Genomic DNA, 12,745 nt, shown 5'->3' with positions numbered 1-12,745 from the left:
CCACTGGGCAAGGGTCTGGACCTCTGCTTCACTCTGGCATAAGGCTCCGTTAAGGAACCTCAGCAGCCGCAGCTCACCGCCGCCACCGGTGCGGTCAGCGGATCGGCCGGCCGGCGCGCCGTTCCGGCGTCGGTCTCGACCGGGAAGCCTTCCCGGGCCCAGTACTCCATGCCGCCGATCATCTCCTTGACCCGGTAGCCGAGACGGGCCAGCGCCAGCGCGGCACGGGTGGCGCCGTCGCAGGCGGGCCCCCAGCAGTAGGTGATCACCGGTACGGCCGGGTCCAGCAGCACCCCGGCGCGCCCCGGAATGTCGGCGGTCGGCAGATGCACGGCGCCGGGGACACGGCCCTGCGCCCAGCTCGCGGCACTGCGCGAGTCGACCAGGACGAAGCCGGGCGCGCCGGACTCCAGCGACGAGTGCACATCGGAGACATCGGCCTGGAACGTCAGCCGGGAGAGGAAGAACGCGGCGGCCTCGGCCGGAGCCGCGGGCGGAACCCGCAGGGCCGCGCTCACGGGCGCGGGAAGGGTGGTGTCGGTCATGGCGATGACGCTACGGTGCGCCGTCATGGCCCGGAAGGGACGAACCCCGGAGACCGGCGGCGGACACCGGGCTTCCCCCGGTGTCCGGCCGCCGTGACCGTGATTTCCCCGCAGCCCACCGCAGACGGCCGGCCGCTGCTCCCGGCCCTGCGCTCCCGGCCCTGCTTCCGGTGCTTTCCGGCGCGGGCCCGCACGGCCCGGCATCGCGGCCGGACGGCGCGGCGCGTCACAGGCCGAGGTCCTGGGCCAGGATGGCGGCCTGGACCCGGCTGCGCAGCCCGAGCTTGCGCAGCAGGCGGCTGGCATGCGTCTTCACCGTGGCCTCGGCCATCCCGAGCCGGGCGGCGATCTCGGCGTTGGCCATCCCCGCGCCGATCAGCGACAGCACCTCGCGTTCCCGCGGGGTCAGGGCGGCCAGGGCGTCAGAGGGGGCCGCGGGCCGCGGGACCCCGGGCGCCGCCGGGCCGCGGGCGAACTCCGCGATCAGACGGCGGGTCACCGACGGGGCGATCAGCCCGTCCCCGGCGGCCACCGTGCGGACCGCGTCGATGAGCTGATCCGCCTCCGCGTCCTTGAGCAGAAAGCCCGCCGCGCCCGCGCGCAGCGCGCCGAAGACGTACTCGTCCAGGTCGAAGGTGGTGAGCACCAGAACGTCCGCCAGTTGTTCGGCCACCACCAGGCGGGTGGCCGTGAGGCCGTCCGTCCGCGGCATCTGAATGTCCATCAGCAGCACGTCGGGGCGGTGTGCCCGGGCGGCGGCCAGGGCCTCGTCCCCGTCGGCGGCCTCGGCCACCACCTCGATGTCCGGGGTGCTGCGCAGAATCATCACCAGCCCCGCCCGGACGGCGGACTGGTCCTCGGCGACGACGACGCGGATGGTCATGGTGTTCCGTCCGGTGGTGCGGTACAGGGGAGTCCGGCCCGCACCCGCCAGGTGCCCGGGTCCGGGCCGGGGCCGGCCGTCAGCGTGCCGCCGAGCAGCGCGGCGCGCTCCCGCATGCCGGTGAGTCCGTGTCCCGCGCCGGGTGCGCGCGGCGCGGCACGGTGGTCCGGCAGCGGGCTGGTCACGGTGAGCACCAGCATGTCCGGACGCGGATCGATGTCCAGCACCACCTCGCCGGCGGCGGCGTGCTTGACCGCGTTGGTCAGCGATTCCTGGATGATCCGGTAGGCGGCGAGCTCGACCGGCGCGGGCAGCCCGGCGGGCGGCTCGCCCCGGCGGACCACCCTGAGGCCGCCGGGCGACCCCGCGGCCCCGATCTGCCGCAGCAGGGCGTCCAGCCCCGCCAGGGTGGGGACCACGGCGGCGCCGCCCGGCGTCGCACCGGAATCCGCCGCGGTCGCCGCGGTGCTGCGGAGCAGCCCGATCAGGCGGCGCATCTCGGTGAGTCCGGCGGTGCTGTTCTCCCGGATCGAGCGCAGGGCGTCCCGTGTCGCGGCCGGTTCGTCCACGCGGAGCGCCGCGGCCGACCGGATGGCGATGGCGGTGAGGTGATTGGCCACCAGATCGTGCAGCTCCCGGGCCATCCGGGCGCGTTCGGCGGCCACCGCCTGCACCCGGTCGCGCTCGGCCAGCAGCGCGGTCTGCTCGGCACGCAGCCGCTCGGCCACGGCGGCGCTGCGGTGCTCGCGCACGATCACGCCGGTCCAGGCCGGGCCGATGGTGACCAGCCCGGCCAGCGCGCCCAGCAGCAGCGCCTCGGCGTCCCGCCACACGGCCAGCGAGACCGCGGTGACGCACACCGTGACGACGCCGCAGCCCGGCAGCAGCAGCCGGGAGACCCGGTGCGGCCCGTAGAGCACGGCGGCGTACACGGCATCGGTGAACATGATCAGCGAGGCGAGCAGCGAGCCGGCCAGCACATCGGCGGCGAGCGCGCCCAGGGCCACCGGCAGGGCCGCCAGCGGCGCGGTGCGGCGCAGCAGCTCCGTCCCGGCCAGCACGGTCAGCGGGATCAGGGCGAGCTCGCGCGGGACGTCCCCGGCCGGCGCCGGGCTCTGCAGCTCCAGGGCGTAGAGCAGCAGGCCGCTCAGCAGCCCGGCCGCCGCGGCGAGCACATCGCCGCGGTGAGCCCGTCGCAGCACCGCCGGAATCCGCACCCTCACATGATCGCCGACCGGTGACCGCTGCGGATCGTCCACCGGGGCGTACATCGAAAGGTGCAGGCCGGGCCGGGAAGTCGTGCCGGGAGCCGACGCGGGCCGGGGCAGGGGAGCGGGAGGGTGGTGGTCAGCGGGCGGGGCACACCGAGGCGGAGGGAGCACACCGGTGATCATCGGGCTGATCGCGGCGGCGGAGGCCGGGTTCTGGGTGGTGCTGGCGGCCGGGCTGGCCGTGCGCTATCTGCTGCGCAGCGAGCGGGCCAGCCGGGTGCTGCTGTACTCGCTGCCGCTGATCGACATCCTGCTGCTGGCGGCCACCGCGATCGATCTGCGGCGCGGTGCCGAGCCCTCGGGGGAACACGGGCTGGCCGCGCTCTATCTCGGCTTCACCGTGGCCTACGGGCACACCGTGATCGCCTGGGCGGACGCCAGGTTCGCGCACCGCTTCGCCGGCGGACCGCCGCCGCCCCGGCCGCCGGAGTACGGGGCGGCCCGTGCCCGGTACGAGGGCCGGCTGTGGCTGCTGACGCTGGGTGCGGTGGCGATGTCGCTGCTGGTGCTGGAGGGCCTGATCCGGTTCGCGGCGGAACCGGCGGGCGGTGGCGCGGAGGTGCTGCGCGGCTGGCAGGTCCGGGCGCTGACGGTGCTGGCGGTGCACGGGGTGATCGCGCTCAGCTATGCGCTGTTCCCCAAGCGGGCGCCCAGCGCCGGGAAGGTGCCCTGAGCCCCGGCCGGGGCCGGGCCCGGGGGCCTCGGGTCCGGGCCAGCGGTCCGGGCCTTCGGGCCGGGTCCTTCGGTCGGGGTCAGCGGTTCTCGCCCGGCACCCACAGCACGTCGCCGTGTTCCTTGTTGGCCGTGCGGGCCAGGATGAACAGCAGGTCGGAGAGCCGGTTGAGATAGGTGGCGGTGAGCTGGTTCATGGTCGCGCCGTGCTCCTCCAGCGCGGCCCAGGTGGAGCGCTCCGCCCGGCGGATCACCGTGCACGCCTGGTGCAGCAGCGCGGCCCCCGGCGTGCCGCCCGGAAGGATGAAGCTGCGCAGCTTCTCCAGATCCGCCAGGAAGCGGTCGCAGTCCGCCTCCAGTTTGTCGATATAGCTCTGTTCCACCCGCAGCGGCGGGTACTCGGGGTTCTCGGCCACCGGGGTGGCCAGGTCCGCGCCCACGTCGAAGAGGTCGTTCTGGACCCGGACCAGTACGGTCCGCACCTCCTCGGGAAGCGCGCCGAGGGCCAGCGCGGTGCCGATCACCGCATTGCCCTCGTTGACGTCGGCGTAGGCGGCGATCCGCAGGTCGGTCTTGCGGGTGCGGCTCATGTCGCCCAGCGCGGTGGTGCCCTGATCGCCGGTTCGGGTGTAGATGCGGGTGAGATTGACCATGCGCCGAAGCCTAGAGCGGCGCCCGCCGCCTTGGCACCACCGGCCCGGCGTCCAGGATGTGAGACGTGACGCGCGTCTCCCTCTCTCCCCACGGAAGGCTCACGGCCGATAGATTCCCGCCGGGAGGCGGTCGCTGTGCGAGCGTGAACACCCGCGGGTTTGCGGGCGGGTCCGCGCGCTCTCGCACCGGCCGGCCGCCCCGTGACGCCCAGGAGGCACAAGCCGGCGGAACACCGCACGGGACCGGAGCACCGGAGACGCAGCCCGGGGAACACCCGGGGGAAAGACCGGAGAGATCCAGAGAAATGGGGACGCACGTGGCCAGGGACAGGAAGCTCGCCGTCATCGGGGCCGGACTCATGGGGTCCGGCATCGCGCAGGTCTCCGCGCAGGCGGGCTGGGACGTGGTGCTGCGCGATGTCACCGACGACGCCCTGGCCCGCGGCCGGGCGGGCATCGAACGCTCCCTCGAACGCTTCACCGCCAAGGGCACCATCGGGGCGGCCGACGCCGAGGCCGCCCTGGCCCGGATCACCACCACCACCGACCTGGACGCCGCCGCCGACGCGGACATCGTGGTGGAGGCGGTCTTCGAGCGGATCGACGTCAAGCGGGAGGTGTTCCGCGCGCTGGACGGCCTGGCGAAGGACGACGCCGTGCTGGCCACCAACACCTCCGCCATCCCGATCACCAAGATCGCCGCGGCCACCCGCCGCCCGGAGCGGGTGGTGGGCACCCACTTCTTCTCGCCGGTGCCGATGATGAAGCTGTGCGAGCTGGTGCGCGGCCTGAAGACCAGCGACGAAACCCTGGCCGCCGCGCGGGAGTTCGCCGAGTCCACCGGCAAGACCTGCATCGTGGTCAACCGGGACGTGGCGGGGTTCGTGACCACCCGGCTGGTCTCCGCGCTGGTGGTGGAGGCCGTGAAGCTCCATGAGGCGGGGGTGGCCACCGCCGAGGACATCGACCTGGCCTGCAGGCTGGGCTTCGGCCATGCCATGGGGCCGCTGGCCACCGCCGACCTGACCGGGGTGGACATCCTGCTGCACGCGGCCGAGAACATCTACACCGAGTCGCAGGACGGGAAGTTCGCGCCCCCGGAGCTGATGCGGCGCATGGTCGACGCGGGCGACATCGGCCGCAAGAGCGGGCGCGGCTTCCACCCGTACGACTGACCTGCCCTACGGCTGACCGGCGAGGGGTGCCCGCCGCCCGCCCCGGCGCCCGCCGCGCCGGGGCGGGCGGGCGCCGAACCAGGGCCCCATACCGTGCGGTTCCGGACCGGTTATCACACGGAAGAGTGAATCTGATATCAGATCAGCCACGAGGGGCAACTTTTTCGCCCGGGGCCCCGTCACAACTAGACGACACAAACGGACGTGGAGCGGTGCGGCACGAGCAGTCTGGGGAGCACGATATGCACATCAGGGGCGACCACGCCGAGCTGGTCGTCGGGGGACGCCTGGACGTGCGCAATGCCGCGGATGTCCGCATGGCGCTCCACAGCGCCCTGGACGCCGGCCAGGGCGACCTGGTGCTGGACCTGAGAGAGCTGGATTCCTGGGACGCCACCGGTCTCGGGGTGATCATGGGTGCGCACCGCCGGGCCGGCCGCTGCGGACGGCGGCTGGTGCTGCGGGACGTACCACCCCAGATGCGGCGTGTCCTGGTCGCCACGCGCCTGCACCGTATCCTCACCATCGCGCCGTGAGGCCGTAAGGGGGTTCCCCCCGGCCCCGGCGGTGGTGTGTGGTGATACGACTGGTGAAGGTTCCACCCGCACCGCACATCCGCCGTCGCGTTGTTCTTGGTGAGTAGGGATAGACAGGATGGACGCCAACCACTCGTCCCCGCCCTCCCGGGGCCGGTCCGGAGCGCAGGACGCCGCAGGGGGCACCGAGGGTGCCGCCGAGCGCGTCGTCGAGCTGGTGGCGGGTGACTTCCTGCTCACCCTCAACCCGGTCGACGGCAGCCAGATAGAACCCTGCCCGCCCAGCCGGCGTCCGATATCCCCCCGCCGCTTCCCCGAGATGGCGGACGTCTTCTCCGGACCCACGCACCCGCCGCTGCTGGAGCGGGAGGAGGAGCGGGAGCGCCTCACCCGGCTCATCGGCCGCGGCCGCTCGGTCCGCCTCACCGGCCCCTCCGGCACCGGCCGCACCGCCCTGCTGGCCGCCGTGGCCCGGGAGTGCACCGATCTGGCGCCGGACGGCGTGATCCGCCTCAGCGGCCACCGCCGCACGGCCACCGACCTCAAGCACGAGCTCTACGCCGCCATCCACCTTGCCGGCGGCTACCGCCCCGGCCCCGTCGAACTGCACACCGCCCTCCGCGAGATCGGCGCGGTGGTCATCATCGACGACATCGAATTCGGCGGCACCGCACTCGACGAACTGCTGGACTCCACCCCCGAGTGCGCCTATCTGATCTCCGCCACCCCGCAGACCCCGGCGCCCACCGGCGAGTCCCGGATGGAGGAGGTCTTTCTCGCGGGCATCAGCCGCACCGGCTGCCTGGAGCTGCTGGAGCAGCTCGTCGAACGCCCGCTCACCGACGCCGAGACCGACTGGGCGGCGGATCTGTGGTTCGGCTGCGAGGGCCTGCCGCTGCGGTTCGTCCAGGCCGGAACGCTTCTGCGCCAGCGCGACCACCAGATCGGAGGGCTGGACGCCCCCTCCCTCTCCGCCATCCACTCCCCGGCGCTGGCCCTGGTCACGGACGGCGGCCTGACCGGGGGCGCCCGCGAGATACTGCGCGTCGCCTTCGCCCTCGGCGGCGAACTCCCCGGCCTGGGCCAGCTTCCCGCCCTCACCGCCGACAACGACGCCGCCACCGCCCACGCCCTGCTGGTCGACTCGGGCCTGATCACCCGCACCGGGGACAACTACCGGCTGGCCGCCGGAGTCGCCGAGGACCTGGCGGGCGCGGGCTTCGCCGAGGGCGCCGCCGGCCGCACGCTCACCGCCGCCCAGCACTACAGCTGGTGGCTCGGGCAGCACTCCCCGGCCACGGTCGCCGCCCGCGACGGCGGCGGCGAGGACGGCGGCACGGCCGCCGAGATCGCCGCGGAGACCGGGGTGCTGCTGGCCGTGGTGCAGGAGGCGCAGCGGGCCGGACATGGCGCGGCGGTCTCCGCGCTGGCCCGCACCGCCGCTCCGCTGCTCGCCGCCACGCTGCGCTGGAGCGCCTGGGAGCGGGTGCTGCGCACCGGACAGGAGGCCGCCCGGGCGGAAGGGCTCGTCGCCGACCAGGCGTTCTTCCACCACGAGCTGGGCGTGCTGGCCATCTGCCAGGGGCAGGCGGACCGGGCGCGTTCCGAGCTGGAGGCGTCCATCGCGCTGCGCAGCGTGCTGGCGGACAGCGGCGGCGCGCACGCCGGGCGGCGCGCCCTGGCGCTCGCCGAGGACCTCTCCCGGCCGGTGCTGCCGCCGGGCGCGGCCGGCGCACCGGCCCTGCCGGCCGGGGCGGCCGGAACCGGCACCACGGCGTCAGCGGCCGTCCCGGACGACCACGCCATGGCCGAGGAGCAGGCGCAGATGCCCGGCCCGGAGGACGTCACCGAGCTGCTGGAGCCGGTGAGCGGGCCGTTCCCGGACCCGGGCGCGGCGTACGAGGGCCGCCGCGCCGGCCTGAAGGGCCTGGCGGTCGCCGGCACCAGGCGCAACGCGGTGGCGGCCGGTGCGGGGGCGCTGCTGATCGCGGTACTGGGCGCGGTGGTCACCCTGGGGCTCACCTCGCAGGACGCCGAGGCCCCGACGGACGACACGCTGCCCGGGCCGACGCTGTCCGAGACGGACGGCGAAGGGCTCGACGGAGCGACCGGCGAGACCTCCGACAGCTCCACCAGCCGCCCGCCGTCCGACTCCGCCGACCCCACGGAGAGCGAGGACACCGAGGGCGAGACGGAATCCCCCGACACCGGCACCGACACCTCCGGGACCACCGGAACCGCCGGGGCCCCGGGCGGCACATCCGGCAGCGGCGGCTCCTCCTCGTCCTCGTCCTCGTCCGGCGGCGGAAGCACCGGCGACACCACCGCGACACCCAGCCCCAGCGGCAGCCCCACGAGCAGCAGCGGCTCGTCGAGCACAGGCGGGAGCAGCTCCACGACCACAGGTGGGTCCGGCGACTCTGGTGGCACGAGCACTGGCAGCACGGGCCCTACCCAGGGCACCACCACGGGTACGGACCAGGGCACCACGACCGGCGCGGACCAGGGCACCACGACGGGTACCGACGAGGGCACCACCACCGGCACGGATGCCGGGGCGGACGGCGGCGCTGACGCCGGGGCGGACGGCGGCGCTGACGGCGGGGCCGACGCCGGGGCGGACGGCGGTACCGACGAAGGCACGGACGGTGGTCCCACGGCGACTGCCAGCCCGTCGCCCGACCCGACAGAGTCCGTGGGGTCCCCGCTGACGCTTGCCTGAGTACGGCGACGTGGGCGGGGCGGGCGGGGGCGCCGCTCCTCCCGCCCGCCCCGCCCACGCGCCCGACGAGCGGCGCCCAACGCCGTCGCGGCGGTTCAGAGGATTCAGAAGAGGCGGAGCTTGTCGTCCTCGATGCCGCGCAGGGCGTCGTAGTCCAGGGTGACGCAGCGGATGCCGCGGTCCGTGGCCAGAACCCGGGCCTGCGGCTTGATCTCCTGAGCGGCGAACACACCGTGCACCGGGGCCAGACGGGGATCGCGGTTGAGCAGCTCCAGGTAGCGGGTCAGCTGCTCCACGCCGTCGATCTCGCCGCGCCGCTTGATCTCCACCGCGACCGTGCCGCCCTCGGCGTCCCGGCCCAGGATGTCCACCGGCCCGATGGCCGTCGGGTACTCGCGGCGGATCAGTGTGTATCCGGCGCCCAGCGTCTCCATGCGGTCGGCCAGCAGCTCCTGGAGATGGGCCTCCACCCCGTCCTTGACCAGGCCCGGGTCCACGCCCAGTTCGTGCGTGGAGTCGTGCAGGACCTCCGCCATCGTGATGATCAATTTTTCGCCCGCCTTGTTCTCCACCGTCCACACCACGGGCGCGTGGCCTTCGCCGTCGGTCATCGCCGCCTCCGTCACCTTCAGGGTGCACGGCGGAGACATCCAGTTGAGGGGCTTGTAGGCGCGGTCGTCGGCATGGACGGACACCGACTGATCGGCCTTCACCAGGATCAGACGCGGCGCCATGGGCAGATGTGCGGTGAGCCGGCCGGCGTAGTCGACGGAACAGCGGGCAATGACAAGACGCATGATGAGTCACGCTACTGGACGAGCGCCCTCCGGCGCGACGCCTCCCTCCGACCCGGCGGTTGCCGGAGGGACCAGCGATATGGCTGGGATTGACGTGATTCAAAGCTGGCGAGTTATGTGCCCATTCCACTGACATGGTGGGCGGGCCCCACATACCGTGGGACCGGGGCGTCGCCGTCCGGGGTCACGCGATGACGCGGTGGCAAGCGGCGGCGCCCGATCCCGTCCGCCAGACCCCCATCGCGCGGGGTCGCGAGAGGAGAACTCCATGTCGCTCGACGTCTCACCGGCCCTCTTGGAGCAAGCCGAGCGAGGTGAAGTCGATGATGCGGCTTTTGTCGATTGTGTCCGCACCTCCCTGCCCTTCGCCTGGGACATGATCAGCTCCCTGGTGGCGCAGCTGAAGGTGGACGGCGGAGACTTCGCCGACAACACCACCCCGCCTCCGGACGAGCAGGCCCGCGGTCAGCTGCTGCGTGCCATGGCAAGCGATGCCATCCGGGGGGCGCTGGAGCGGCACTTCGGGGTCCGCCTGGCGTTCCAGAACTGCCACCGCGTCGCTGTTTTCCCGCCGGACGCCTCGGCCGATGCCCGCCTGGCCCGCTTCCGGTCCGTACGAGCCCAGCTCCTCAACCAGTCACCGGAGCTGCGTGACTGCTGAACACGGCAGCGCGCTCCCTGTGTTCCGCCCGTGCCACGCATTCCACTGAGGGTCCCGGGGAAGCCGTCCCCGGGACCTTTGTGCTGCCGGCGGCGTCCTCCCCGCCCGCACCGCCGCCGTCCGTCAGCAGCGGCAGCACGTCCGCGCCCAGACGGCGGATGTTGTCCTCGGTGACCTCCCGGAGGCCGGACCCCTCGGCCAGCAGCGCGAACCGCCGGATACCGGTGCGCTCGGCAGTGGCGGCCAGCCGGTCCGCGCACAGCCGCGGGGGCCCGACCGGATGCAGCTCGCACAGCATCTCGGTGTAGGCCAGCGGATCGCGCATGGCCCGCGCCCGGCCGTCCACCGTGCGGTGCGCGGCCAGGCCCTGCCGCAGCCAGCCGGGCAGGGCGCGGCGCAGCGTCTCCACGGCCTCTGTCTGGCTGTCCGCCACCTGTACCACCCCGGCCGACACGTGCTCCACGGTCTCCACCCGGTCCGGGGACACCCCGGCCTCCCGCGCCGCGGTCCGCCACAGCGCGACCATCTCCGCCTTCTCGTCGTCCCCGATGTGCATGCCCAGCAGCATGGGCAGACCGCGCCCGGCCGCCAGCCGGACGGTGCCGGGCGAGGTGCAGGCGACCACGACCGGGGGCGGGCAGACCGCGGCGTCCACGGCGCGCGGCACCACGGCCACCGGGCGGAAACGGTACCGTTCGCCCCCGCCGCCCACCTCGGGCTCGCGCAGCCAGCGCAGCAGCAGGTCCAGCGACTCGGGGAAGTGCTTCTCCAGGGCCTCCAGCCCGCCGCCGAAGACCTCCAGGTCGATCCATGGGCCGCCGCGGCCCACGCCCAGGGTGAAGCGCCCGCGGGAGGCGAGGTGCAGCAGGGCGGCCTGCTCGCCGAGGGCCACCGGGTGGGTGTTGGGCAGCACGCTGACGGCGGTGCCGACGCCGATCCGGCGGGTGCGGCCGAGCAGATAGCCGGCCAGGGTCACTCCCGAGGGACAGATTCCGTACGGCACGAAGTGGTGCTCGGCGAGCCAGACCGCGTCCAGCCCTGCCTCCTCGGTGGCCAGGGCGGCGGCGACCGCGCGCTCCAGCGCCTCCTCGTGTCCCTGGTCCGGGAACTGCCCGGCGAGTATGAAGGTTCCCACCCGGAACGCCTGAGCGTGCATGGCCCCTTTGCCTCTCTCCGCCGCCCGCCGCCACCGTACGGCGGGCGTTTCACTGGCATTAACGGATGACACGTGCCAAAGGCACGCGCCCGCAGCAAAGTTTTTCCGATGATCGGGTCATTCCGCACCGTTTTGTGGTTTTCCGTGCCAACGCACGGGTGCGTAGGCTTGGATGGAGCGTTCCGCGCGGCGGCTCCGCCGCACCCGCCCGGGCATGCCCACCGGGCGAGCGGCCGAGCGGCCGAGCGGCCGAGCGCCGGAACGCCGGCGCGGAACGCGAACGCAGAACAACGGAACGACCGAACGACGGAACGACCGAACCGAGGTGTCAGGTGTCCCCCCGGCGCAATCAACCGCGTGGCCGAGGCAAGCAGCAGCGGCGGCGGGAGACGGACGACGGAGCGGCGGAGCGCTTCGGCCTGGAGCGGACCGAGCTCTGGCGGGGCGAGGACTGGGTGGTGCGGCGGGTCGGCGGGGGAGCGGCGGTCAAGCACTACCGCTGCCCCGGCTGCGACCAGCAGATCCCGCCGGGCGTGCCGCATGTGGTGGCCTGGCAGCAGCACGGCGCGGTGGACGACCGGCGGCACTGGCATCAGGCGTGCTGGAACGCGCGGGACCGCAGGGGCCCCAGGCCCCTGCGGTCCCGCAACGCGCCGCGCTTCTGAGCCGCACGGCCGGCCGCTCCGTCAGGCGTCGGAGCTGTTCAGGCGGATGTAGGCGCCGATCAGGGCCGCGGCGGCGAGCCCGCCGGCCACGCCGACCTGCGGCCAGCCGTTGGACAGGTCGGACTCGGAATAGCCCCAGGAGAGTGCCGCCAGGGTGGCCGGGGCGGAATACTCGGCGAGCTTCTCGGCGAAGTCCCGCAGGCTCTCGGCGATGCCCAGCAGCGAGGCGGCGATCGGCGGCACCAGGATCAGCCCCACCATCAGCGTGATGGCACCGGCCGAGCTGCGCAGCAGGGTGCCGAGGGCGAGGCCGAACAGCCCGAGCAGGGTCACGTAGAGGGACGCCCCGAGGACACCGGCGAGCCAGGCGTCGCCCGGCATCTCGTCGACCGCCTGGCCCTCTCCCTGGATGCCCAGGGTGATCAGCAGGGACAGCCCCAGGGTGGCGGCCACCGCGGTGAAGGAGATGAGCGCGAAGACGGTCGCCTTGGCGGTCAGGATGCGGCTGCGCCGCGGGCTCGCGGTCAGGGTGGTGCGGATCATGCCGCTGGTGTACTCGGTGGAGGCCACCAGCACGCCGAAGGTCAGGACGGCGATCTGGCCGAAGAGAATGCCGAGGAAGCCCGGGAACAGCGGCGGCATGGTGTCGTCGTCGGCGCTGCTGACCGCGGCGTTGATGATCAGGGACAGGCCGATGGTCACCAGGAACATGATGACCAGCGTCCAGATGGTGGAGCGCACCGAGCGGATCTTGGTCCACTCCGAGGCCAGCGCATGGCCGAGATGCGTGCGCTGCACCGGGATCGGGGAGGCGTACCCCTGCCCGGGCACGGCCGTGCCAAAGGCCGCGGCGGCCGGTGCCGGAGGCGCCGGCGGGGCATGCGGCGCGGGCGGTGGTGCCGCCTGGGCGGGCACGGCCGGCGGGGTCTGGGGCGGATGCGACGGCGGCGTGGTCATCGGGGGTTCTCCTGCGACGTGGCGGGCTGCTGGGGCTGCGGCGGCTGCGCCG

General features: G+C 73.8%; 13 protein-coding genes. 6 read left to right on the top strand and 7 right to left on the bottom strand.

Going from position 1 to position 12,745, the window contains the following annotated elements:
• Window positions 1-59: 59 nt before the first annotated feature.
• The 3 genes from GQS09_RS12620 to GQS09_RS12610 all read right to left on the bottom strand — a co-directional run bounded on the left by GQS09_RS12620 (window position 60) and on the right by GQS09_RS12610 (window position 2,630).
• Entirely contained in the window at window positions 60-545 is a 486-nt protein-coding gene (locus GQS09_RS12620; protein WP_165986132.1) for a rhodanese-like domain-containing protein, read from the bottom strand.
• A 226-nt stretch (window positions 546-771) separates the two neighbouring features.
• A complete protein-coding gene (locus GQS09_RS12615) occupies window positions 772-1,428 on the bottom strand; it encodes a response regulator transcription factor (protein ID WP_165986131.1) in 657 nt (218 codons plus the stop codon).
• Window positions 1,425-2,630, bottom strand: a complete 1,206-nt coding sequence (locus tag GQS09_RS12610) for a histidine kinase (RefSeq protein WP_313896112.1) — start codon at window positions 2,628-2,630, stop codon at window positions 1,425-1,427. Before GQS09_RS12610 ends, GQS09_RS12615 begins: the two co-directional genes overlap by 4 nt.
• A 184-nt stretch (window positions 2,631-2,814) precedes the next feature.
• Here GQS09_RS12610 and GQS09_RS12605 point away from each other — a divergent pair, with 184 nt between their 5' ends.
• On the top strand, window positions 2,815-3,372 hold the full coding sequence (locus GQS09_RS12605; protein ID WP_165986129.1) for a hypothetical protein: 558 nt from the start codon (window positions 2,815-2,817) through the stop codon (window positions 3,370-3,372).
• A 79-nt stretch (window positions 3,373-3,451) separates the two neighbouring features.
• Here the strand turns inward: GQS09_RS12605 and GQS09_RS12600 are convergent, their stop codons facing one another.
• Window positions 3,452-4,024 (bottom strand): cob(I)yrinic acid a,c-diamide adenosyltransferase, encoded by a 573-nt coding sequence (locus GQS09_RS12600; RefSeq protein ID WP_165986128.1) that lies wholly within the window; start codon window positions 4,022-4,024, stop codon window positions 3,452-3,454.
• A 305-nt stretch (window positions 4,025-4,329) separates the two neighbouring features.
• On the opposite strand from GQS09_RS12600, the gene GQS09_RS12595 reads away from it, so the two are divergent.
• The 3 genes from GQS09_RS12595 to GQS09_RS12585 all read left to right on the top strand — a co-directional run bounded on the left by GQS09_RS12595 (window position 4,330) and on the right by GQS09_RS12585 (window position 8,457).
• The gene (locus GQS09_RS12595) at window positions 4,330-5,199 is read left to right on the top strand and encodes a 3-hydroxyacyl-CoA dehydrogenase family protein (RefSeq protein ID WP_165986127.1); all 870 of its coding nucleotides are present in this window, start codon (window positions 4,330-4,332) and stop codon (window positions 5,197-5,199) included.
• Window positions 5,200-5,441: 242 nt separating this feature from the next.
• On the top strand, window positions 5,442-5,735 hold the full coding sequence (locus GQS09_RS12590) for an STAS domain-containing protein (RefSeq protein WP_165986126.1): 294 nt from the start codon (window positions 5,442-5,444) through the stop codon (window positions 5,733-5,735).
• 118 nt (window positions 5,736-5,853) lie between these two features.
• A complete protein-coding gene (locus GQS09_RS12585; protein ID WP_165986125.1) occupies window positions 5,854-8,457 on the top strand; it encodes an ATP-binding protein in 2,604 nt (867 codons plus the stop codon).
• A 104-nt stretch (window positions 8,458-8,561) separates the two neighbouring features.
• Here GQS09_RS12585 and nucS read toward each other — a convergent pair whose 3' ends face one another.
• Window positions 8,562-9,254, bottom strand: coding sequence for an endonuclease NucS (gene nucS / locus GQS09_RS12580; protein WP_165986124.1), 693 nt, complete (start codon window positions 9,252-9,254; stop codon window positions 8,562-8,564).
• A 268-nt stretch (window positions 9,255-9,522) separates the two neighbouring features.
• Between nucS and GQS09_RS12575 the strand changes: the two genes are divergently transcribed.
• Window positions 9,523-9,915, top strand: a complete 393-nt coding sequence (locus GQS09_RS12575; RefSeq protein WP_165986123.1) for an SCO5389 family protein — start codon at window positions 9,523-9,525, stop codon at window positions 9,913-9,915.
• On the opposite strand, the gene GQS09_RS12570 is transcribed toward GQS09_RS12575, so the two are convergent.
• Window positions 9,884-11,071 (bottom strand): LLM class flavin-dependent oxidoreductase, encoded by a 1,188-nt coding sequence (locus GQS09_RS12570; protein ID WP_165986122.1) that lies wholly within the window; start codon window positions 11,069-11,071, stop codon window positions 9,884-9,886. The two genes, GQS09_RS12575 and GQS09_RS12570, sit on opposite strands and share 32 nt — an antisense overlap.
• A 332-nt stretch (window positions 11,072-11,403) precedes the next feature.
• Here GQS09_RS12570 and GQS09_RS12565 point away from each other — a divergent pair, with 332 nt between their 5' ends.
• A complete protein-coding gene (locus GQS09_RS12565) occupies window positions 11,404-11,736 on the top strand; it encodes an ATP/GTP-binding protein (RefSeq protein ID WP_165986121.1) in 333 nt (110 codons plus the stop codon).
• Between the two features lie 21 nt (window positions 11,737-11,757).
• Here GQS09_RS12565 and GQS09_RS12560 read toward each other — a convergent pair whose 3' ends face one another.
• The gene (locus tag GQS09_RS12560; RefSeq protein ID WP_165986120.1) at window positions 11,758-12,693 is read right to left on the bottom strand and encodes an ABC transporter permease subunit; all 936 of its coding nucleotides are present in this window, start codon (window positions 12,691-12,693) and stop codon (window positions 11,758-11,760) included.
• Window positions 12,694-12,745: the final 52 nt, after the last annotated feature.

The organism is Streptomyces sp. YIM 98790 (assembly GCF_011421595.1).
Lineage (GTDB): Bacteria > Actinomycetota > Actinomycetes > Streptomycetales > Streptomycetaceae > Streptomyces.
This window is presented reverse-complemented; position numbering and strand designations above follow the sequence as displayed.